Origin of the sequence: Pseudomonas sp. LPH60, assembly GCF_030718165.1 — a bacterium.
Taxonomy (GTDB): domain Bacteria; phylum Pseudomonadota; class Gammaproteobacteria; order Pseudomonadales; family Pseudomonadaceae; genus Aquipseudomonas; species Aquipseudomonas danubii.
This window is the reverse complement of sequence record NZ_JAVAJH010000008.1, coordinates 54311-76696: the sequence shown is the minus strand read 5'-3', so window position 1 is coordinate 76696 and position 22386 is coordinate 54311. Positions and strand designations below refer to the sequence as shown.

19 protein-coding genes and 4 tRNA genes are annotated in these 22386 nt (G+C 60.4%); 18 read left to right on the top strand and 5 right to left on the bottom strand.

Features of this window, described 5'->3' with window-relative positions:
• Positions 1-73 precede the first annotated feature (73 nt).
• From ribF to ispH, 5 genes are all read left to right on the top strand, one after another.
• Positions 74-1018 carry a bifunctional riboflavin kinase/FAD synthetase gene (gene ribF, locus Q8O96_RS25600; protein ID WP_162884093.1) on the top strand — a complete coding sequence of 315 codons (945 nt, stop codon included), beginning with the start codon at positions 74-76 and terminating at the stop codon, positions 1016-1018.
• Positions 1019-1031: 13 nt separating this feature from the next.
• On the top strand, positions 1032-3863 hold the full coding sequence (gene ileS, locus Q8O96_RS25595) for an isoleucine--tRNA ligase (protein WP_102865449.1): 2832 nt from the start codon (positions 1032-1034) through the stop codon (positions 3861-3863).
• Complete coding sequence (lspA, locus tag Q8O96_RS25590; RefSeq protein ID WP_102865450.1) at positions 3856-4368, top strand: signal peptidase II; 513 nt, start codon at positions 3856-3858, stop codon at positions 4366-4368. Before ileS ends, lspA begins: the two co-directional genes overlap by 8 nt.
• Positions 4361-4813: an FKBP-type peptidyl-prolyl cis-trans isomerase gene (gene fkpB / locus Q8O96_RS25585; protein WP_115580968.1), complete on the top strand. Its 453-nt coding sequence runs from the start codon at positions 4361-4363 to the stop codon at positions 4811-4813. Before lspA ends, fkpB begins: the two co-directional genes overlap by 8 nt.
• A gap of 103 nt (positions 4814-4916) precedes the next feature.
• Positions 4917-5864, top strand: a complete 948-nt coding sequence (gene ispH, locus Q8O96_RS25580; RefSeq protein WP_102865452.1) for a 4-hydroxy-3-methylbut-2-enyl diphosphate reductase — start codon at positions 4917-4919, stop codon at positions 5862-5864.
• Here the strand turns inward: ispH and Q8O96_RS25575 are convergent, their stop codons facing one another.
• Positions 5865-6389 carry a GspH/FimT family protein gene (locus tag Q8O96_RS25575; protein WP_268562409.1) on the bottom strand — a complete coding sequence of 175 codons (525 nt, stop codon included), beginning with the start codon at positions 6387-6389 and terminating at the stop codon, positions 5865-5867.
• Positions 6390-6779: 390 nt separating this feature from the next.
• On the opposite strand from Q8O96_RS25575, the gene pilV reads away from it, so the two are divergent.
• Genes pilV through thiO form a run of 6 tightly spaced genes read left to right on the top strand, consistent with a single transcriptional unit; the run spans position 6780 to position 10491 of the window.
• A complete protein-coding gene (gene pilV, locus Q8O96_RS25570; protein ID WP_102865454.1) occupies positions 6780-7211 on the top strand; it encodes a type IV pilus modification protein PilV in 432 nt (143 codons plus the stop codon).
• Positions 7212-7219: 8 nt separating this feature from the next.
• Positions 7220-7930: a PilW family protein gene (locus tag Q8O96_RS25565; protein WP_305949693.1), complete on the top strand. Its 711-nt coding sequence runs from the start codon at positions 7220-7222 to the stop codon at positions 7928-7930.
• A 41-nt stretch (positions 7931-7971) separates the two neighbouring features.
• Positions 7972-8412 (top strand): PilX N-terminal domain-containing pilus assembly protein, encoded by a 441-nt coding sequence (locus Q8O96_RS25560; RefSeq protein WP_115580966.1) that lies wholly within the window; start codon positions 7972-7974, stop codon positions 8410-8412.
• Positions 8399-8917 carry a hypothetical protein gene (locus Q8O96_RS25555; protein WP_305949692.1) on the top strand — a complete coding sequence of 173 codons (519 nt, stop codon included), beginning with the start codon at positions 8399-8401 and terminating at the stop codon, positions 8915-8917. Before Q8O96_RS25560 ends, Q8O96_RS25555 begins: the two co-directional genes overlap by 14 nt.
• Before the next feature lie 15 nt (positions 8918-8932).
• Positions 8933-9334 (top strand): type IV pilin protein, encoded by a 402-nt coding sequence (locus Q8O96_RS25550; protein WP_305949691.1) that lies wholly within the window; start codon positions 8933-8935, stop codon positions 9332-9334.
• Positions 9335-9390: 56 nt separating this feature from the next.
• Entirely contained in the window at positions 9391-10491 is a 1101-nt protein-coding gene (gene thiO / locus Q8O96_RS25545) for a glycine oxidase ThiO (protein ID WP_250330525.1), read from the top strand.
• Here thiO and Q8O96_RS25540 read toward each other — a convergent pair.
• The 3 genes from Q8O96_RS25540 to Q8O96_RS25530 form a co-directional block, all read right to left on the bottom strand.
• A complete protein-coding gene (locus tag Q8O96_RS25540; RefSeq protein ID WP_102865459.1) occupies positions 10488-11816 on the bottom strand; it encodes a sigma-54 dependent transcriptional regulator in 1329 nt (442 codons plus the stop codon). The genes thiO and Q8O96_RS25540 overlap by 4 nt on opposite strands.
• Positions 11817-11966: 150 nt before the next feature.
• Positions 11967-12200: a PP0621 family protein gene (locus Q8O96_RS25535; protein ID WP_102865514.1), complete on the bottom strand. Its 234-nt coding sequence runs from the start codon at positions 12198-12200 to the stop codon at positions 11967-11969.
• Between the two features lie 124 nt (positions 12201-12324).
• A complete protein-coding gene (locus tag Q8O96_RS25530; RefSeq protein WP_102882249.1) occupies positions 12325-13347 on the bottom strand; it encodes an outer membrane protein assembly factor BamD in 1023 nt (340 codons plus the stop codon).
• A gap of 150 nt (positions 13348-13497) precedes the next feature.
• Between Q8O96_RS25530 and rluD the strand changes: the two genes are divergently transcribed.
• The 7 genes from rluD to Q8O96_RS25495 all read left to right on the top strand — a co-directional run bounded on the left by rluD (position 13498) and on the right by Q8O96_RS25495 (position 18586).
• The gene (gene rluD, locus Q8O96_RS25525) at positions 13498-14460 is read left to right on the top strand and encodes a 23S rRNA pseudouridine(1911/1915/1917) synthase RluD (protein ID WP_102865461.1); all 963 of its coding nucleotides are present in this window, start codon (positions 13498-13500) and stop codon (positions 14458-14460) included.
• Positions 14457-15182, top strand: a complete 726-nt coding sequence (gene pgeF, locus Q8O96_RS25520; protein ID WP_102865462.1) for a peptidoglycan editing factor PgeF — start codon at positions 14457-14459, stop codon at positions 15180-15182. Before rluD ends, pgeF begins: the two co-directional genes overlap by 4 nt.
• 130 nt (positions 15183-15312) lie before the next feature.
• A complete protein-coding gene (gene clpB / locus Q8O96_RS25515; RefSeq protein ID WP_102865463.1) occupies positions 15313-17877 on the top strand; it encodes an ATP-dependent chaperone ClpB in 2565 nt (854 codons plus the stop codon).
• A gap of 296 nt (positions 17878-18173) precedes the next feature.
• A tRNA-Asn gene (locus Q8O96_RS25510) sits at positions 18174-18249 on the top strand.
• Between the two features lie 9 nt (positions 18250-18258).
• Positions 18259-18335 (top strand) — tRNA-Pro (locus Q8O96_RS25505).
• Positions 18336-18340: 5 nt separating this feature from the next.
• Positions 18341-18416 (top strand) — tRNA-Lys (locus tag Q8O96_RS25500).
• A 93-nt stretch (positions 18417-18509) separates the two neighbouring features.
• Positions 18510-18586 (top strand) — tRNA-Pro (locus Q8O96_RS25495).
• 98 nt (positions 18587-18684) lie between these two features.
• Here Q8O96_RS25495 and Q8O96_RS25490 read toward each other — a convergent pair.
• Entirely contained in the window at positions 18685-22332 is a 3648-nt protein-coding gene (locus tag Q8O96_RS25490) for a transporter substrate-binding domain-containing protein (RefSeq protein ID WP_371826209.1), read from the bottom strand.
• Between the last annotated feature and the right edge of the window lie 54 nt (positions 22333-22386).

Sequence of the window (22386 nt, the reverse complement as noted above, 5' to 3'; positions counted from 1 at the left end):
GGGTGACGGTGCTGCCTGTCGTCGGCCGTCGGGTGTGGTTATAATCGACCACTTTATGAGCAAGAAGCGCGTTATGCAGCTGGTTCGAGGCCTCCACAATCTGCGCCCCCAGCATCGGGGCTGCGTCGCCACTATTGGCAACTTTGACGGTGTTCACCGTGGTCACCAGGCCATCCTGGGCCGGCTGCGTGAGCGTGCGCTCGAGTTGGGCGTGCCCAGCTGTGTGGTGATTTTCGAGCCCCAGCCGCGGGAATTCTTTGCCCCCGAGACGGCGCCGGCGCGCCTGGCCCGCCTGCGTGACAAGCTGCAACTGCTGGCCCAGGCCGGTGTCGATCGGGTGTTGTGCCTGGCGTTCAACCAGCGTCTGAGCAAACTCAGCGCCAATGAATTTGTCGAACGGATCCTGGTGGATGGCCTGGGCGTGCAGCACCTGGAAGTCGGCGACGATTTCCGTTTTGGTTGCGACCGGGTCGGAGATTTCGAGTTCCTGCAGCAGGCTGGCGCCAACCACGGGTTTACCGTCGAGGCAGCGCAGACCGTAGAACTGGATGGTTTGCGTGTCAGCAGCACCCAGGTCCGCAATGCCTTGGCCGCAGCAGATTTTGAACTGGCCGAGCGTCTGCTTGGTCGGCCGTACCGGATTGCCGGGCGGGTCCTGCACGGGCAGAAACTGGCACGCCAGTTGGGTACGCCCACTGCCAACGTGCAATTGAAGCGCCGGCGTGTGCCACTTTCCGGGGTTTACCTGGTGAGTGTCGACATCGCCGGCAAGACGTGGCCGGGGGTCGCCAATATCGGCGTCCGGCCCACAGTCGCAGGTGATGGCAAGGCCCACCTTGAAGTTCACCTTTTAGATTTTGCCGGCGATCTGTATGACCGGCGTTTGACGGTGGTTTTCCACCACAAGCTGCGTGAAGAGCAGCGTTTCGCCTCCCTGGAGGCGTTGAAGACGGCGATCAATGCGGATGTTGCCGCCGCCCGTGCCCAAGTGGCACGTATCCATAGCGCCAATCGCTAATGAAGAGCCTTAAATGACCGACTATAAAGCCACGTTAAACCTTCCGGACACCGCCTTCCCAATGAAGGCCGGCCTGCCTCAGCGCGAACCACAGATTCTGCAGCGTTGGGACAGCATTGGCCTGTACGGAAAGTTGCGCGAGATTGGCAAGGATCGTCCGAAGTTCGTTCTGCACGACGGTCCTCCTTATGCCAACGGCACTATTCACATCGGTCATGCGCTGAACAAAATTCTCAAGGACATGATCCTGCGCTCGAAAACCCTGTCGGGGTTCGACGCACCTTATGTTCCGGGCTGGGACTGCCACGGCCTGCCGATCGAGCACAAAGTCGAAGTGACCTACGGCAAGAACCTGGGCGCAGATAAAACCCGCGAACTGTGCCGCGCCTACGCTACCGAGCAGATCGAAGGGCAGAAGTCCGAATTCATCCGTCTGGGCGTTCTGGGCGAATGGGACAACCCGTACAAGACCATGAACTTCAAGAACGAGGCCGGAGAAATCCGCGCCTTGGCCGAAATCGTCAAAGGCGGCTTCGTGTTCAAGGGCCTCAAGCCTGTGAACTGGTGCTTCGACTGCGGTTCGGCCCTTGCCGAAGCGGAAGTCGAGTACGAAGACAAGAAGTCCTCGACCATCGACGTGGCCTTCCCGATCGCCGATGAAGACAAGTTGGCCACCGCCTTCGGCCTGGCCAAACTGGCCAAGCCCGCGGCTATCGTGATCTGGACCACCACCCCGTGGACCATCCCGGCCAACCAGGCGCTGAACGTCCATCCGGAGTTCAACTACGCCCTGGTGGATGCCGGCGAGCGCCTGCTGGTGCTGGCCGAAGAGCTGGTTGAGTCCTGCCTGGCTCGCTACAACCTGGAAGGTTCGGTGATCGCTACCGCCCCGGGTTCTGCCCTGGAACTGATCAACTTCCGTCATCCGTTCTACGATCGTCTGTCGCCGGTGTACCTGGCCGAGTACGTGGAACTGGGGGCTGGCACTGGCGTGGTTCACTCGGCCCCGGCCTATGGTGAAGACGACTTCGTGACCTGCAAGCGCTACGGCATGGTCAACGACGACATCCTCAACCCGGTACAGAGCAACGGCGTCTACGTGCCATCGCTGGAGTTCTTCGGCGGCCAGTTCATCTGGAAGGCCAATCCGCTCATCGTCGATAAGCTGAGTGAAGTGGGTGCGTTGCTGCACACCGAAATCATCAGCCACAGCTACATGCACTGCTGGCGCCACAAGAGCCCGTTGATCTACCGTGCCACCGCGCAATGGTTCATCGGCATGGACAAAGAGCCGGTCAGCGGTGACACCCTGCGTGCGCGCTCGCTCAAAGCGATCGAAGACACCAAGTTCGTCCCCGCCTGGGGCCAGGCGCGTCTGCATTCGATGATCGCCAACCGTCCGGACTGGTGCATCTCCCGCCAGCGCAACTGGGGCGTGCCGATCCCGTTCTTCCTGAACAAGGAAAGCGGCGAACTGCACCCACGCACCGTCGAGCTGATGGAAGAAGTGGCCCAGCGTGTTGAGCAGGAAGGCATCGAGGCCTGGTTCAAGCTGGACGCCGCCGAGCTGCTGGGCGACGAAGCGCCGCTGTACGACAAGATCAGCGACACCCTCGACGTGTGGTTCGACTCCGGCACCACTCACTGGCACGTACTGCGCGGTTCGCACCCAATGGGCCACGTGAACGGCCCACGTGCCGACCTGTACCTGGAAGGCTCGGACCAACACCGCGGCTGGTTCCACTCGTCGTTGCTGACTGGTTGCGCCATCGACAACCACGCGCCGTACCGCGAACTGCTGACCCACGGTTTCACCGTCGATGAGACGGGCCGCAAGATGTCCAAGTCGCTGAAGAACGTGATCGAGCCGAAAAAGATCAACGACACCTTGGGTGCCGACATCATGCGTCTGTGGGTGGCGTCGACCGATTACTCGGGCGAAATCGCCGTGTCGGACCAGATCCTGGCCCGCAGTGCCGACGCCTACCGCCGTATCCGCAATACCGCACGCTTCCTGCTGTCGAACCTGAGCGGTTTCAACCCGGCCACCGACATCCTGCCGGCCGAGGACATGCTCGCCCTGGATCGTTGGGCCGTGGACCGTACCCTGTTGCTGCAGCGCGAGTTGCAGGAACACTACGGCGAATACCGCTTCTGGAACGTGTACTCGAAGATCCACAACTTCTGCGTGCAGGAGTTGGGTGGTTTCTACCTCGATATCATCAAGGATCGCCAGTACACCACCGGCGCCAACAGCAAGGCACGTCGTTCGGCGCAGACCGCGCTGTACCACATCTCTGAAGCGCTGGTGCGCTGGATCGCGCCGATCCTGGCCTTCACCGCTGATGAACTGTGGGAATACCTGCCGGGCGAGCGTAACGAATCCGTGATGCTCAACACCTGGTACGAAGGCCTGAGCGAATTGCCAGCTGACTTCGAACTGGGTCGCGAGTACTGGGAGGGCGTGATGGCGGTCAAGGTTGCAGTGAACAAGGAGCTGGAAGTTCAGCGTGCGGCCAAGGCCGTCGGTGGCAACCTGCAAGCCGAAGTCACCCTGTTTGCCGAGGATGGCCTGACCGCCGACCTAGCCAAGCTGAGCAACGAACTGCGTTTCGTGCTGATCACCTCGACCGCCAGCCTGGCACCGTTTGCCCAGGCGCCAGCGGATGCCGTGGCTACCGAAGTACCGGGCCTCAAGCTCAAAGTCGTCAAGTCGGCCTTCCCTAAGTGCGCCCGCTGCTGGCACTGCCGTGAAGACGTCGGCGTGAACCCTGAGCACCCGGAAATCTGCGGTCGTTGTGTGGATAACATCAGCGGCGCGGGCGAGGTTCGTCACTATGCCTAACGCCGCAGGCCGTTTCGGCCGTCTGGGCTGGCTGTGGTTGAGCTTGCTGGTCCTGGTCATCGACCAGGCCAGCAAGCTGCACTTTGAAAGCTCGCTGACCATGTACCAGCAGATCGTGGTGATCCCCGAGTACTTCAGTTGGACCCTGGCTTATAACACCGGCGCAGCCTTCAGCTTCCTCGCGGACAGCTCTGGCTGGCAGCGCTGGCTGTTCGCCCTGATCGCGATTGTGGTCAGCGCCGTGCTGGTGGTCTGGCTCAAGCGCCTGGGGCGTAACGAAACCTGGCTGGCCATCGCTCTGGCCCTGGTACTGGGCGGTGCCTTGGGCAACCTGTATGACCGCATTGCCCTGGGCCATGTGATCGATTTCATCCTGGTGCACTGGCAGAACCGCTGGTACTTCCCGGCATTCAACTTCGCCGACAGTGCTATCACCGTTGGCGCGGTGATGCTGGCCCTGGATATGTTCAAGAGCAAGAAAACCGGAGAAGCCGTTCATGACTGAACAGGTATTGACTGAGCAACGCATCGGTCAGAACACGGAAGTCACTTTGCACTTCGCATTGCGCCTGGAGAACGGCGATACCGTAGACAGCACTTTCGACAAGGCCCCGGCGACCTTCAAGGTCGGTGACGGCAACCTGCTCCCTGGGTTCGAGGCCGCGCTGTTCGGCTTCAAGGCCGGTGACCAGCGTAGCCTGACGATTGAGCCGGAAAACGCCTTTGGCCAGCCGAACCCGCAGAACGTGCAGGTCATCCCGCGTTCGCAGTTCCAGGACATGGAGTTGTCGGAAGGTTTGCTGGTGATCTTCAATGACGCGGCCAATACTGAGCTGCCGGGTGTGGTCAAAGCCTTCGATGATGCTCAAGTCACCGTAGACTTCAACCACCCGCTGGCCGGCAAGACCTTGACCTTCGACGTGGAAATCATCGACGTCAAAGCGCTTTAACAGCATCGCCGGCATGCCGTGCCCTATTCTGTAGGGGTTGGTTTGCTGGCGATCCGCTGTCTATAACGATCTAACTTCTTGCGCGCAAGACACGAGGCACAGCATGCAAATCAAACTCGCCAATCCCCGTGGCTTCTGCGCCGGTGTGGACCGGGCGATTGAAATCGTCAATCGCGCCCTGGAAGTCTTCGGGCCGCCGATCTACGTCCGGCATGAAGTGGTGCACAACAAATTTGTCGTCGAAGACCTGCGCAATCGTGGTGCGATCTTCGTCGAAGAGCTGGAACAGGTGCCGGACGACGTCATCGTTATCTTCAGCGCCCACGGTGTCTCCCAGGCTGTACGCAGTGAAGCGGCCGGTCGCGGTCTCAAAGTGTTCGATGCCACTTGCCCGCTGGTGACCAAGGTGCATATCGAAGTGGCGCGCTACAGCCGTGATGGTCGTGAGTGCATCCTCATCGGACACGCCGGCCACCCTGAAGTCGAAGGCACCATGGGTCAGTACGACGCCAGCAACGGCGGCGCCATCTACCTGGTGGAAGATGAAAAGGATGTAGCCGAGCTGCAGGTGCAGAACCCTGAACGCCTGGCGTTCGTGACCCAGACCACCTTGTCCATGGACGATACCAGCCGGGTGATCGATGCCCTGCGCACGCGTTTTCCGGCCATTGGCGGGCCGCGCAAGGACGATATCTGCTACGCCACGCAAAACCGTCAGGACGCGGTCAAGCAACTGGCCGACGAGTGCGATGTGGTGCTGGTGGTGGGCAGTCCCAACAGTTCGAACTCCAACCGCCTGCGCGAGCTGGCCGAGCGCATGGCCACTCCCGCCTACCTGATCGACGGTGCCGAGGACCTGCAGCGCAGCTGGTTCGACGGTGTCGAGCGCATCGGCATTACCGCCGGCGCTTCGGCGCCGGAAGTGCTGGTGCGTGGGGTGATCCAGCAGTTGCAGGCCTGGGGCGCCACCGGTGCCGACGAGTTGGCTGGCCGCGAAGAGAACATCACCTTCTCCATGCCCAAAGAGTTGCGGGTTCGCTCCCTGCTCTGATCAGTCCATTCCCACGCAAAGGGCCTGCTCGGCGGTTTCGCTGCGCAGGCTGACCCGCCCGCTGCGCGACAGCACCACCTGGTGGCGGCTGTGTTCCTGGTCGGCCTGGCAGATATGCAAGGTGCCGGCCTGGAAGGCGCCACTGGGCAGCAACGGATTGCCCTGGGCACTGAAGCGCACGAAGTGCTGTACCGGACGATTACCCACAATCAGCACTTGCCCACCGCTCTGACGCTCGATCAGCAGCGGATTCTCTGGATCCTCCCACCCCTTGCCACTGACATCCAGAATGATGCGCCAGCCCTGGCTCCAGTCGTCGTTCAGACTATGTATCAGCGCGGTGCGCTGGTGCAGGATGGCCGCCGCCCGTGCATTGCGCAGGCCGCTGGCGAGCATCTGCGCCGCTTCCTGCTGTCGATTGGTGCGCAATAGTTCACTGAGCGCAGCCGTGGACAGCGGCAGCAAAAGTGCCAGCAAGGCCAGCGCGATCAGCAGTTCAATCAGGCTGAAGCCCTTTTCATGCATGGTGTCTCCTCCCTGGAGATGAGGCGTTCACGCTATCCGTATGCAGGCGCTGAGCAGATGACCAGCTTGCCGGTCTGGGATGGGGCGAATCGCCGCCCGTTATAGCCGATGCCTGTTCCAGGGTGGGTGGTGTATTTGGGTACAAAGGGTTTCACCCGATTGAAACGGCCCGGCGCCTGGGCCCTTGCGGCTCGGCCTCAAGGGAGAGGTAAGGGGGCTGTGAGCAATGTATTGCGGGTTGTTCCGAGAGGCGGCCCGGGGCTGACTCTGGCACTAACCTTTGAAGTCGAGAGCATTGGTTTCCATCGCTTCTGTGGGCTCACACGAGTCTGCTTCATCGGAGATCGGTGGTTGTCTGCATGGGCTTGGGAGCGTGACGGAGATTGGAACATGAGGGAGCAGCATGCACAGGCCGGCATGACCCTGATCGAGGTGCTGGTGGCCCTGTTGATTCTCGCGGTGGGGCTGCTGGGGGCCGCGGCGGTCCAGATCAAGGCCTTGCAGTACACCGACAGTTCACGGATGAGTGCCCAGGCCAGCTTTATCGCCTATGACATGCTTGACCGGATCCGTGCCAATGCGGCGGCCGACTATGGTGTTGCCACGCCCGCCGCAGGCAGCCCGGGCAATGTGCGGGATCAGGACCTGCATGATTTCGCCAGCAACGTGGCGAACTTCGGGGGCCCCAGTGCTAAGGGCAGTATCAGTGTCAATCAGCAGGTCTATACCATCCGCATCACGTGGGACGATTCCCGGGCCGAGGGGCATTCGCGGAGTCAGCGCGCTCTGGTGCTCAGCAGCCGCGTGGCCGTGGATTCGTGAGGGGCGCGATGAGGCAGGGCAGCCATGGCTTCGGGCTGGTAGAGATAATGCTGGCACTGGCTTTGAGCCTGGTGCTGGTGCTGGGTGCGGCTCAGGTGTTTATCGCGGCGAAGGCTACTTACCTTAGCCAGAACGCCTCGGCCTACCTGCTGGAGGATGCGCGTTTTGTTTTGAGCAAGATGCTCCAGGAAATTCGCATGGCAGGGCTTTCCGGTTGCCTGCGCACCGTCAATGATCGCAGTACGGCTAAGGAGTTTTCCCGCTACGCGGCTACCCCGATTCAGTGGAGCAATGTCGAGCGCAAGCTGACCTTGATCACCGCTGACATCGGTGATTATGGCGGGACGCCGACCTGGAGCCTGGTCACCGACTGTCAGCGCAGCGCCGTGGTCTATTCGGGGGCTCATCAAGGGGAGGGCGGACAGCAGGTCCTGGCCTTGCGCCGGCTGTTCTATAGCCTCCAGGACCACCAATTGATGCTGGGCAGCGGCTTGGGCAAGCAGCAGGCGGTGCTGCTGGATAATGTCGAGGCCTTCGAGGTGAGTTTCGGTATGGCCCGTACCACAACGGATAGTGCCGCTTCCAGCTACAGCCGCAACCCGGGAGATCCGGCACGTATTCGCAGCGTGCGGTTGCAGCTGACATTGTCCGATCCCCAGCAGCGTGTGCGTCCGCAGCGCTTTACGCTAGTGGCGGCCTTGCGTAACAGGTTGCCCTGATGCCTGGCATCAATCGCGCAGGGCCCACCAGGGAGAGAGGCATGGCGCTGTTGGTGAGCCTGGTGTTCTTGTTGCTGCTGACCATGATCGGCCTGTCATCGCTGCAGAACGCCATCCTCCAGGAAAAGATGAGCGCCAGCCTGACCTTGAACAACCGCGCATTCCAGGCTGCAGAAGCGGCCTTGCGCGTCGGGGAAAACGCGGTGCGCATGGATGACTATCGTTTGTCGGTATGCGCCAATCCTTCTGAATGTGCCCCTCCCGCTGAGTCTGCAGCGGTCAGCAGCGCGGGCTTCAACAGTGTTTCCGCCGTGACCTGGATCGCCACCAGAGAGGGTTTCTATGGGGTGCAGAACCTGGGGGCTTCTACGGATGCGGTCAACCTGCCGATCAATACCGTCGCCACCTTGTATCGAGTGACTGCCGTGGGTTTGGCCGGTCATTCGCGCAGCGTCTTGGAGAGCATTTATGCCAAATACTGAACCTGATTCGAAAGGTAGCCGGCTGTTGCTCGTCGTTGCCGCTACGTTGCTGGGCAGTTTGTGGCAAGGGGGATTTGCCCAGGCGCGCGGTCCCGCCAACAGCCTACTCCCAGGCGCTGTTGCAGCAGCGCCTGAAGTGATAACCGGCACTCCTTATGTTCGGCCATTAACCCTGCCCCTTGTACGCGGACAGGTCTTGCCTTGTGCAGCGATGAGCAGTGCCGGCGAGCCCATGGGTGTGGTTCCGTGGCGGCTGGTGCATGTTCGTGACGCTAGGCGGGTGTCCTGCAACCTTCTGCCGTTCAAGAACGATGGCCCCGACTCAAACACTGGTAGTGGGAAATTGATCGAGCTGCAAGCGTTCAGCGGTAAGATGCTCGACGCTGCGGTTGCGCACACCCATGGCACTGGCAAGATCATCCGCGATTCCAGTGGCGGCATCAGCCCCCGGGTGGACAAAAACGACGGTGGCAGCCGGCGCATCCTGTGGCGACAAATTCAGTAAGCGAGATTCTTGACCATGCGCAGATCCAACCAAGGGTTCACCCTGATCGAAATCATGATCGTGATTGCGATCATCGGTCTGGTCCTTACCTTGAGCCTTCCCAGCATCACCGAATACATGAAGAAGCCCCATCGCAGTGAAATCGCCGTGCTGCTCACCGAGCAGGCGCAGCAACTTGAGCGCCACTTCTCCAAGACTGGTGTCTACAGCAACGCCCCGGATCTGAGCACCGGCAATGAGTACTACAGCATCACCCCGGCTCTGAGCGACAGCGGGTTCTCGCTGACCGCGACGCCAAAAGCCGATGGGATGATGGCGGGGGACAAATGCGGCAGCTTCAGCATCGATCAGACAGGTGCCACCAGCATCAGCGGTCAAGCCGACGGGCTCGCGGCTAAGGATTGCTGGGGACGCTGAGTCTCTGTATCGGGGAGCTGCGGCGCCCACTGTCTTTCTCATGATTGGATCGAATTATGGTCAAGCAACAGCAAGTGCTGGTGGTGGGCGGCGGAGTGATCGGCCTGCTCACGGCTTTCAATCTGGCGTCCCAGGGCCAGCAGGTGCGTCTTGTAGAGCGTTCGGAACTGGGGCGTGAGTCGTCGTGGGCTGGTGGAGGCATCGTCTCGCCGCTGTACCCTTGGCGCTACAGTCCGGCAGTCACGGCGCTGGCCCATTGGTCCCAGGACTTTTATCCACAGCTGGCGGAGCAACTGCTGAGTGCTACCGGGGTTGATCCCGAAGTGCATACCACCGGGCTCTACTGGCTGGACCTGGAGGATGAGGCCCAGGCCCTGCAATGGGCGCGGCGTGAGGGGCGGCCTCTGAGCGCTGTGGATATCTCGGCGGTACATGATGGGGTGCCGGTGCTGGGGAGCGGCTACCAGCGGGCGATCTACATGGCCAATGTGGCCAATGTGCGTAATCCGCGGCTGGTCAAATCCCTCAAGGCCGCTTTGCAGGCTTTGCCCAACGTGCACATCGACGAGCAGTGCAGCGTCAGCGGCTTTATTTGTGAAGGCCGGCAGGTGGCAGGCGTGCACAGTTCGCTGGGTGAGATCCGCGCCGATCAGGTGGTGCTCTGCGCCGGGGCCTGGAGTGGCGAGTTGCTGGGCAGCCTGGGGCTTGTACTGCCGGTGGAACCGGTCAAAGGGCAGATGATCCTGTACAAATGCGCTGCCGACTTCCTGTCCTGCATGGTCCTGGCCAAGGGCCGTTATGCGATTCCCCGGCGTGACGGACACATCCTGGTAGGCAGTACTCTGGAGCACGAGGGGTTCGACAAGACGCCTACTGCATCCGCTCTGGAAAGCCTCAAGGCTTCTGCTGTCGAGCTGATCCCGGCACTGGCGGACGCTGAGGTCGTGGGGCATTGGGCTGGGCTGCGTCCGGGGTCGCCGGAGGGCATTCCCTACATCGGGCCAGTTCCCGGCTTTGCCGGTTTGTGGCTCAACTGTGGGCATTACCGTAACGGCCTGGTGCTGGCGCCCGCTTCCTGCCAGCTTTTTTGCGACCTGCTGCTGGGACAAGCGCCGATCATCGATCCGGCGCCCTATGCGCCCGAAGGTCGAATTTAATTCAGGCCAAGCTTCTTCATGCGGTAACGCATCGAACGCAAGGACAGACTCAGCCGTCGGGCCGCCGCTGTGCGGTTCCAGCGGCTTTCCTCCAGGGCCTGGAGCAATAAATGGCGCTCCACCTGTTGCAGGTGCAGCGCGAGGTCCAGGTTGGGAGGGAGCGAAGGGGCGGGGAGGTCCTGGTGTTCACTGACAGGCAGATGCAGGTCGCTCAGCTCTATCCACGGACCCTCGCAAAGGGTCTGGGCCCGCTCCAGCAGGTTCTCCAGTTCACGTACGTTGCCGGGAAAGTCGTAGCGCTCCAGGGCTTGCAGTGCTTGCGGGCTTAGTTGGGTGGCAGGCTTGTCGCCGGATTTGGCCAGGCGTTGCAGAATGTGCCGCGCCAGTATCTCGATATCTCCCGGGCGCTCGCGCAGCGCGGGGACTCGCAGTTCGATCACATTCAAGCGGTAGTAGAGATCCTGGCGAAAGCGGCCGGACTCTACCTCGCACTTCAGATCTTTGTGAGTGGCACAGAGAATCCGCACATCGACGGCTCTTTCCTCCTGGCTGCCCACCGGACGCACAGACCTTTCCTGCAGTGCACGCAGTAGCTTCACTTGCATGGCAAGAGGCAGGTCGGCGACCTCGTCGAGGAACAGGGTTCCCCCCTCAGCGGCCTGGAACAGTCCAGGCTGATCAGCCAGGGCGCCACTGAAGCTGCCTTTGCGGTGACCGAAAAACTCACTCTCCATCAGTTCGCCAGGAATGGCGCCACAGTTGACCGGAATGAAGGGCGCCCTGGCCCTGGGACCCAACTGGTGGATCAAACGCGCCACTCGCTCCTTGCCACTGCCGGATTCGCCGCTGATGTAGACCGCCGCCAGGCTGGGGGCCAACTTGTCGATGTGTTGGCGCAGGTTGTCCATGGGCGGTGAATGCCCCAACAACTGATGGTCGGGTAGTTTTTTTGTGGCGGTGGGCAGCCGCTTCAGTCTGCTGCTTATCCATTCTCGAAGGCGCATGGGGTGTAGCGGCTTGTGCAGCAGGTCGCAAGCCCCGACTTCCAGGGCGCAGGCCTGCGTGCCTGGGTCATTGCTTAGAAGTGCGACCGGCAATTGAGGGTGGCATTGGCGAATATGCAGCAGCAGGTCCAGTCCGCTGCCATCCGGCAAATGCAGGTCTGTCAGGCACAGGTCGAAGCGCTCCCGGGCCAGGTGAGTCCGGGCTTCCTGCAAGGTGCGGGCACTTTGGGTGTGCAGGCGCATGCGGCCGAGGGTGATTTCCACGAGGGCACGGACTTCCATGGCCTCATCGACCACCAGCACCCTGGGCATTGGGTTCATGGCGGCTGCCGTTTTCATGGGTCAGTCAACAGCGGGCAATAGCGCCCGTGTTGGGGGGCGAGAGCTCAGTCTAGGCCCTTGGGGTGGGCGGCGCAGGGTGCCGGGGGCGGGTTATTTTGTCGCCAATTGTGCGGACGATGGGGGTAGGGCTCAGCGATCCTTGCTACCCGGGCCCTGCTCCAGATGGGCCTGGCTGCAGTACCACTGTTGTGACAGGCTCAACGCCCGGTCCTGAGGCAGGTGTACGCCGCAGTGAGCGCAGCGCACCATTGGCGTACTCCCCGGCTCCTGGGGCGTGCGGGGAGTTGCAGCGGGGCGCTTGAATTTGCGCCAGAACCATACCGCAGCGGCAATCAGAGCGATCCAGAACAGTAGACGAACCATGGTGACCAGCTTTATGGGGAAAAGAGGGAGCAGTTTATCCAAGCGCCCGGCGGGCGCACAGGCCCATCAAGCTGCGGGCATGAAAAAGGGAGACTTGAAGTCTCCCTTTTTTACTGCGGCGCTATCAGTCGAACACGCCGAAGGTCATGTAGCTGAACCAGGAGCGGTCACTGTTGTTGCCAGTGGCCTCGTGCTCTTCTTCCTCGACCACGTCGCCGTTGCTGTCTTTAGGCTTGAGCTCCGACGGGATCGCGTCCTTGGCATCCTGATACTGCTTCATCACGTCCTGATTGGCGCGGGTTTCTCCCGGCGGCAGCGGTGGACGGGACTCGATAAGGCCCAGGGTGGCCTTGCTCAGCCAGGAGCGGTTGTCGGCTTCGGCCACCCGTGGCACGAACTGACCATCAACCAGGCTTGGGTGGTCAGGGTAGTTGAGCTTCAGGGTTTCCAGGCTGGTGGCAGCCAGTTCGTCCAGGTGCAGACGCTGGTAGGCCTCGGTCATCACCGCCAGGCCGTCACCCACGGAAGGGGTTTCCTGGAAGTTTTCCACCACGTAGCGGCCACGGTTGGCGGCGGCGACATAGGCCTGACGGGTCAGGTAATAGTCGGCCACGTGGATTTCGTAGGCGGCCAGCAGGTTGCGCAGGTAAATCATGCGCTGCTTGGCGTCCGGGGCGTAGCGGCTGTTGGGGAAGCGGCTGGTGAGCTGGGCGAACTCGTTGTAGGAGTCGCGGGCGGCACCCGGGTCACGCTTGGTCATATCCAGTGGCAGGAAGCGCGCCAGCAGGCCGACGTCCTGATCGAAGGAGGTCAGGCCCTTGAGGTAGTAGGCGTAGTCGACGTTCGGGTGTTGTGGGTGCAGGCGAATGAAGCGCTCGGCGGCGGATTTCGCAGCCTCTGGCTCGGCATTCTTGTAGTTGGCGTAGATCAGCTCGAGCTGTGCCTGATCGGCGTAGCGACCAAAGGGATAGCGCGATTCCAGGGCCTTGAGCTTGGCGGTGGCGCTGGTGTAGCTGTGGTTGTCCAGGTCGGTCTGCGCCTGCTGGTACAACTCGACTTCGCTCAGGTTTTCGTCAACGACTTCCTTCGATGAGCAAGCAGCGGTCAGTGCGAGGATGGCGATCAGCAGCAGGTGTTTCACTTGCATGGCGGCTTGCGTCCCTATGACGGCCGCTGTCTTGGGCGGGGCCGTCCTGTTATGATGAGCGCCCCGTTGAAAGCCTCGGGGCAAAAGACGCCGTATTTAACCACAAGCGCGCAGCCGAAACCAAAGGCTGTGCCGACGCCCAGTCCGAGCATGTCCGATAAAATTGAACTTCGCGCAGAGGTGCCGTCCGAACTGGGCGGTCAACGCCTCGATCAAGTCGCCGCACAACTATTCGCTGAGCATTCGCGCTCGCGCCTTTCCGCCTGGATCAAAGACGGCCGCCTGACTGTTGACGGAGCGGTGATCCGCCCTCGGGACATCGTGCACGGCGGTGCCGTTCTCGAACTGACCGCCGAGCAGGAGGCTCAGGGTGAGTGGATTGCCCAGGACATCGAGCTGGACATCGTCTATGAAGACGATGACATCCTGGTGATCAACAAGCCTGCGGGCCTGGTGGTGCACCCGGCTGCCGGCCATGCCGATGGCACGCTGCTCAATGCCCTGCTGCATCACATCCCCGACATTATCAATGTGCCGCGTGCGGGTATCGTCCACCGTCTGGACAAGGACACCACCGGTCTGATGGTGGTGGCCAAGACCATTCAGGCGCAGACCCAGTTGGTGGCTCAACTGCAGAGCCGCAGCGTCAGCCGCATCTATGAATGCATCGTGATCGGTGTAGTGACTGCGGGGGGCAAGATCAATGCTCCCATTGGTCGCCACGGCCAGCAGCGCCAGCGCATGGCGGTGATGGAGGGGGGCAAGCAGGCTGTCAGCCACTACCGCGTTCTGGAGCGCTTCCGTTCCCACACCCATGTACGGGTCAAGCTGGAAACCGGTCGTACTCACCAGATTCGGGTGCACATGGCCCACATCAACTTCCCGCTGGTGGGCGATCCGGCTTACGGCGGTCGCTTCCGCATTCCGCCGGCGGCCAGCCAGACCATGGTCGAGTCGCTGAAAAACTTCCCGCGCCAGGCCTTGCACGCGCGTTTCCTGGAGTTGGACCATCCGACCACTGGTCAACGCATGAGCTGGGAATCACCGTTGCCGGATGACTTCGTCTGGTTGTTGTCGCTGCTCAAGCAGGACCGTGAGGCGTTCATCGGATGAGTGGCTGGCTGATTCCTGACTGGCCCGCGCCGGCTGGGGTCAAAGCCTGTGTTACTACCCGCGATGGCGGCGTCAGCCTGGCGCCGTTTGACAGCCTCAATCTGGGCGACCACGTTGAGGATCGGCCTCAAGCGGTGGCCGAGAATCGCCGGCGCCTGACCGAACACTTCGCTATTGCCCCGGCCTGGTTGCAACAGGTGCACGGGATTGCTGTGGCTCACGCCGATCCTGGCGTCGTGGTCAGCGCCGATGCCAGTTGGTCCGCCACGCCAGGCATTGCCTGTGCGGTGATGACCGCCGACTGCCTGCCTGCGTTGTTCTGCAACCGAGCCGGAACCCGGGTCGCGGCAGCCCATGCCGGTTGGCGCGGGCTGGCAGCTGGCGTGCTGGAAGCCACTCTCGACAGCCTGGATGTCCCTGCCGCTGAGGTCTTGGTATGGCTGGGGCCCGCTATAGGTCCTCAGAGTTTCGAAGTTGGTGCGGAGGTCCGTGAAGCTTTCGTTGCCCAATTGGCGGCCGCGGAGCAAGCCTTTGTCCCTAGCGTCAATGCCGGGCGTTTCATGGCTGACATCTACCAGTTGGCGCGCCTGCGTCTGGCCACCCGGGGTGTGACGGCGGTCTATGGTGGTGGCTACTGCACCGTGACCGACCCACGCTTCTTCTCTTATCGGCGCAGCCCACGTACCGGGCGTTTTGCCTCCCTTATCTGGCTTGAACGCTAGACTAATCTGACTTGCGTCAAGCAGCTGACGCTTGAATCTCCCAGAATCGACCGCATCTAGAGAAACATCTGGCAGGTTTCTCTATTTAGGTGTGTCCATCGCTCCGGCCTGCTCAAAAGGAAGGTGACTAATGCGTATAGACCGATTAACCAGCAAATTGCAGCTGGCCTTATCCGATTCTCAATCCTTGGCCGTTGGCCTCGATCATCCGGCCATTGAACCTGCGCACCTGATGCAGGCGCTGCTTGAACAGCAAGGCGGCTCGATCAAGCCACTGCTGATGCAGGTGGGCTTCGACGTCAACAGCCTGCGCAAGGAACTGAGCAAAGAGCTCGACCAACTGCCAAAAATCCAGAACCCCACTGGCGACGTCAACATGTCCCAGGATCTGGCGCGCCTGCTCAACCAGGCCGATCGCCTGGCCCAGCAGAAAGGCGACCAGTTCATTTCCAGCGAGTTGGTACTGCTGGCCGCCATGGATGAAAACAGCAAGCTCGGCAAGTTGCTGCTGGGTCAGGGCGTGAGCAAGAAAGCCCTGGAAAACGCCATCAACAACCTGCGCGGCGGCGAGGCGGTGAATGACGCCAACGTCGAGGAGTCGCGCCAGGCCCTGGACAAGTACACCGTCGACCTGACCAAGCGCGCCGAAGAGGGCAAGCTTGACCCGGTGATCGGGCGTGACGATGAAATTCGCCGGACCATCCAGGTGCTGCAACGCCGGACCAAGAACAACCCGGTGCTGATCGGTGAACCTGGCGTGGGTAAAACCGCCATCGCCGAAGGCCTGGCCCAGCGGATCATTAATGGCGAAGTGCCTGATGGCCTGAAAGGCAAGCGCCTGCTGTCCCTGGACATGGGCGCGCTGATTGCCGGTGCCAAGTACCGTGGCGAGTTCGAGGAACGCCTGAAATCCCTGCTCAACGAGCTGTCGAAGCAGGAAGGTCAGATCATCCTGTTCATCGACGAGCTGCACACCATGGTCGGCGCCGGTAAAGGCGAAGGCTCGATGGATGCGGGCAACATGCTCAAACCGGCCCTGGCCCGTGGCGAGCTGCATTGCGTCGGTGCCACCACGCTCAACGAGTACCGCCAATATATAGAGAAGGATGCAGCCCTTGAGCGGCGCTTCCAGAAAGTGTTGGTGGACGAGCCGAGCGAGGAAGACACCATCGCCATCCTGCGTGGCCTGAAAGAGCGCTATGAGGTGCACCATAAGGTAGCCATCACCGACGGTGCGATCATTGCCGCGGCCAAGCTCAGCCATCGTTACATCACAGATCGGCAACTGCCGGACAAGGCCATTGACCTGATCGACGAAGCTGCCAGCCGCATCCGCATGGAGATCGACTCCAAGCCGGAAGTGCTGGACCGTCTGGAGCGGCGCCTGATTCAACTGAAAGTCGAATCCCAGGCGCTGAAGAAGGAAGACGACGAGGCGGCGATCAAGCGTCTGGAAAAACTCCAGGAAGAGATTGTCCGCCTGGAGCGTGAGTACGCTGACCTGGAAGAAGTCTGGACCTCGGAGAAAGCCGAAGTGCAGGGCTCTGCGCAGATCCAGCAGAAGATCGAGCAGTCGCGTCAGGAGCTGGAAGCGGCGCGGCGTAAAGGCGACCTGAACCGCATGGCCGAGCTGCAGTACGGGGTGATCCCGGATCTGGAGCGCAGCCTGCAGATGGTCGACCAGCACGGCCACAGCGAGAACCAGTTGCTGCGCAGCAAGGTCACCGAGGAAGAAATTGCCGAAGTGGTGTCCAAGTGGACCGGCATCCCGGTGTCGAAAATGCTCGAAGGCGAGCGCGACAAGCTGTTGAAGATGGAAAGCCTGCTGCATCAACGGGTGATCGGCCAGAACGAAGCCGTGGTGGCGGTATCCAACGCAGTGCGCCGCTCCCGGGCTGGCTTGTCCGATCCGAACCGGCCAAGTGGTTCGTTCATGTTCCTCGGCCCAACCGGCGTGGGTAAGACTGAGTTGTGCAAGGCCTTGGCGGAGTTCCTCTTCGATACCGAGGAAGCCATGGTGCGGATCGACATGTCCGAGTTCATGGAGAAACACTCCGTGGCTCGCCTGATCGGTGCGCCGCCAGGCTATGTCGGTTATGAAGAAGGTGGCTACCTGACCGAAGCCGTGCGTCGCAAGCCTTACTCGGTCATCCTGCTGGACGAAGTCGAGAAGGCGCACCCGGATGTGTTCAATATCCTGCTGCAGGTTCTGGAAGATGGTCGCCTGACGGACAGCCACGGACGCACTGTGGACTTTCGCAACACGGTGATCGTCATGACCTCCAACCTGGGCTCGGCACAGATCCAGGAGTTGGTAGGGGATCGCGAGGCACAGCGGGCAGCGGTGATGGATGCGGTGTCCACCCACTTCCGGCCGGAGTTCATCAACCGGGTCGACGAAGTAGTGATCTTCGAGCCTCTGGCACGGGATCAGATCGCTGGCATCACGCAGATCCAGTTGGGGCGCCTGCGCAGCCGTCTGGCGGAGCGCGAGCTGAGCCTGGAACTGAGCGACGAGGCCTTGGACAAGCTGATCGCCGTGGGTTACGACCCGGTGTATGGCGCACGGCCGCTGAAGCGTGCGATCCAGCGCTGGATCGAGAACCCGTTGGCCCAGTTGATCCTGTCCGGTGGTTTCCTGCCAGGAGCAACAGTCACTGCGTCGGTGCGGGACGATGAAATCGTCTTTGCCTGATCGCTCAGTGGCGTATTGATGAAAAGGCCTCGCATGGCGAGGCCTTTTTTTTCACTAGGGCGTTGAACTGAAAGGAAAAGGCTTGTAAAGTGCGCCCCGCAGTCAGTCACCCCATAGGTTTTTTCTGATGTAGAAGAAACCGGCAATGAAGTCGCAAATCATTGTCTTAAAAGCAATTTAAGGGGTTGACAGGTAGTTTGAAGATTGTAAAATAGCGCGCCTCAGAGGCATGAACGTAACGATACGGGAAAGCCAAAGAGGATGAAGTAAAAACGTTGTAGCTTGAAATATGTAGTTCCGTGATAGCTCAGTCGGTAGAGCAAATGACTGTTAATCATTGGGTCCCAGGTTCGAGTCCTGGTCACGGAGCCAATTTAAAACCGGGGTATAGCGCAGTCCGGTAGCGCGCCTGCTTTGGGAGCAGGATGTCAGGAGTTCGAATCCCCTTACCCCGACCATTTTTGGGTCGTTAGCTCAGTTGGTAGAGCAGTTGGCTTTTAACCAATTGGTCGTAGGTTCGAATCCCACACGACCCACCATTTTTGAGACCAGTTCGCTGGAATCGAATCTTAAGATCAGACGCCAAAAGCTCTGTTCGCAGAAGGCGCCTTTTAAAGGTGCCTTTTTTTTACCGGGGTATAGCGCAGTCCGGTAGCGCGCCTGCTTTGGGAGCAGGATGTCAGGAGTTCGAATCCCCTTACCCCGACCATATTCACGATAAAAGGCACCTCTAGAGGTGCCTTTTTTCGTTTGTCTGCAAAAAAGCGCTGAGGTCGAGGGGCCGCCCGAGAGGCGAGCCTCTTGTTGTCAGTCGATAGGCAGTTCTTCCCAGACCCTACGTTGTTCAAACAGGCGCTGTTCGAGGGTGATGATGGCCTGTCTCACCTGTTCCACGCATTCCTTGACCATGTTCAGGGACAGGTCGGGGCTCAGGCAGGCATCTTCCAGCTGACGACAACTCTCTACCAATTCTTCGCCTTTGACCACGCGCGCAGCGCCCTTGATACGATGCGCCAACTCTGCCAACTCAGCTGTTGCCTGCTCTTGAAGCAAGGTGTCGAGGCTCTGCATGTCCATGCGATTGTTACTGAGCAACTCATTCAAGATGTGATGCAACATCGTCGGCTCGCTGCCCACCAGGGTATGCAAGGACTCCAGGTCGAATACCCGAGAAGAGCGGGGGCTGGTGTGCTTTGTGGGGATGAGGTTCTCACGTTCGCTCTCATCGGCCTGTCCCATGGTCAGCAGACGTTCTTCCAACTCATCCAGGCTGATGGGTTTGATCAGGCAATCATTCATTCCCGCCTGGATGCAACGTTCCACTTCTTCCTGCTGGGCGTCGGCGGTCAGGCCGATGATCATCATTGGTTCGCAGGCCTTGTCCCGCTCATCCTGGCGGATCGCCCGGCTCATCTCGGCGCCGTTCATGATGGGCATGTGGCAGTCGGTGATGATCACGTCAAAGTCCTGCTCGCGCCAGAGATGCAGTGCCTCCAGGCCGTTCTCCGCTTCGAACACGTCATGTCCGAGAAAGCACAGCTGCTGCTGCAGGACCTGGCGGTTCACCGGATGATCGTCTACCACCAGAATCTGCAAACGTTGTGTGTAGCGCCTCTTGACCTGAGGCGGACGCTCAGCGGTGGCCGTGCGCTCCAGTACTTGCAAACGCAGCTCCACATCCACCCGGGTGCCATGCCCCAGGGTGCTGCTCATCGACACCTGGCCACCCATCATTTCGCACAGGGAACGACAAATCACCAGGCCCAGCCCCGTGCCTTCGATGTTCTGCACGTTGCGCTCTACCTGGGCGAAGGGTTGGAACAGGCGTTGCTGGCTGCTGGGGGAAATACCAATTCCCGAGTCTTCGACACTGAGCTCGACCCGCAGCACAGCGTTTTCCACTAGCTCGCCGGAAATGCTCACCTTGATAAAACCAGCTTCGGTGAACTTGATGGCATTGCTCACCAGATTGGAGAGGATCTGCTTGAAACGCATCCCGTCCACCAGCACATCGCCGTTGATGCTGGAGTCGATCTCGAGGATCAGGCTCAGGCATTTCTGCCGAGCCAGCCCCTCGAACACTCTAGCCACTGATTCCACCAGTTCGCGCAGGTTGGCGCGTTTGGGGCAGAGGCTCAGGCGTCCGGACTCGATGCGGGCAATGTCGAGGATATCGCCGATCAGCTCCAGCAGGCTCTTGGCCGAACTGTAGGCGATTTCAATGCTGGAGCGCTCGATCCGATCGCTGTCGGCGCGTTTGAGCGCCAGTTCCAGAATGCCGATGATGGCGTTCATTGGCGTGCGTATTTCATGACTCATGGTGGCCAGGAAGGTGGTCTTGGCCCGGCTGGCCTCATCGGCGAGATTCTTCGCCTCCTTCAGTTCCTGAACCAGATGACGGTGCTTGGTAATGTCCAGCCAGCCGCAGATCACGCCCTTTATGACACCGGTGGCGTCCTGGAATGGCTGAATCCAGTGCTCGATCCAGACGTCCTTGCCCTGCAATTGCACGGCATGCACCGAGGTAATGGTCTTGCCGTCATTGATCGCTTGCAGGTAGTTCTGGTGCAGGTCGGGCCCTGCCGCAAAGTGCTCATCAGGCAGTTCCTGCACAGTCTTGTCCAAGACGTCCTCGGCACTCAGACCGACGCTCTGCAGATAGCTGCGGTTGCAGGACAGCATGTTGCCCTCAATGTCCCGGAGATAGAGGGCCGGAGGCATGTTCTCTGCGAGGGTCTCGATAAAGCGCAATTGTTCATTGAGCGTTTTCTCGGCCTTGACTCTGCGTTGCAGATAGAAGACCCAGAGCAGCGACAGCAGGAGCAGCAACGAAGCGCCAGCTATGATTTCGGCGATCATCAACGCGTAGTCGCGCCAGGTTTCGCTGCTCATGCCCGGCGGTGAGCGCCAGTGGTTGGCGATGGCGTTCAAATCGTCCGTCGGGAGGCTGATCAGGGCTTTGTCGATGATGGATTGCAGTTCCGAATCGCTTCGCCTCAGGGCAAAGCTGGCGGTCGCCTGCCGGGTGTGAATCAGATCGGCAACAGCCAGGCGATTCTGGAACAGGCGGACAATGTAGTAACGCGAGGCCGGCAATGACACCACCGCGGCATCGGCGCCGCCGGTATAGACCATGTTCATGGCGTCCAGCGAGGTGCCGACTTCGATGACTTCGGCTTGCGGGTAGCGCTCGCGCACATGCTGCAGTGTCACGTGTCCGGAAGGGATGGCCAGGCGCTTGTTTGCCAGGTCTCCAGGCCGCTGTGCCATGCCTTTCTTGTCGGTCTGGGTCACGAGGACGAAGGGACTGGTCAGGAAGGAGCGAGTGAAGCGCAGGTTGTCTTCGCGTTGTGCACTGGCTGTCATGATGGCCAGGTCGGCCTCTGATTGGCGCAAGGCTTCAATCTGTTCCGGGTAGCCGCCGTTGCGAGCGGTGACCTGGAAGTCGAGTCCGGTGCGCTGTGATAGCACGTCCAGCAGTTCAGCGGTGACACCCGAGAAAACGCCATTGGCGTCGAAGAAGGCAATGGGCGCCAGATCGTCATTGATCACCAGGCGTATGACTGGGTTGCGGGCTATCCAGCGCGACTCTTCCGGCGTCAGTGCCATCCTTTGGTCCGACGCAATGAAGCCGCTACCCACCCAGCGCCGACTCAGATTGAGGAGTTTTTCCTTACCGATCGCCTCAATGCTCTGGTTGATAATCCGCAGCAGGCGCTGGTTATCCTCTTGGAGCGCATAGCCGTAGCCGCCTTGGGAAAAGTCGGCGAAGCGCTCGAACTTGAGAAAGCCGTAGTAGGAACGATTGATGCGGAAGTAGGCGCTCAGAACATCGTCCACGTACATGTCGGCATGGCCGAAGGCTGCCGCGGCTATGGCCTCGTCATGGGTGGGATAGACCATCAAGTGGGCCAAGGGAAAGTGCGACTGCAGTTGCGTGCTGTGTTCCTGGGCCACAGAAACTCGTAATCCGTCCAGGTTGGAAGGCGATTTGCGCAATTCATCCTTGCGTTTGAACAGTGCCAGTCGGGCTTCGGCGAAGGGACGAGTAAACCTGACGGCCTCGGCAGGCTGCTCGGAGCTGTAGCTGCCTAGCAAGTCGATATTGGCAGCCTGTAAGGCTTGCATGGCCTCTGCCCGGGTGGCAAAGGACACGATCTTGATACGAACCCCGAGTATCTGCCCAATCAGAGCGCTGACGTCAGCGGTAATGCCCTCGTAGTGATTGTCGTTGTAGCTGACATTGAAGGGGGACGATTCTGTAGCCACGGCACCGATTTTCAGTTCCGACCTGTGGCGCAGCCAACGCCAGTCTTCATCGTCAAGGGCAAGGTCGTGGTGGTCGAGGCGCGCCGTGCTGTACAGCGTATTGGGCAAACTCGGAAGCTGGGCCGCTGCCGGTTGAACAGCCAATATCGCCAAGCAGATAAAAAGCCAGAAAAGTCGTGAATGCATGATCGCTTCAGATAGTGGGGGGCCAGATGGCTCGATCAACGAGTCACAGCGCAA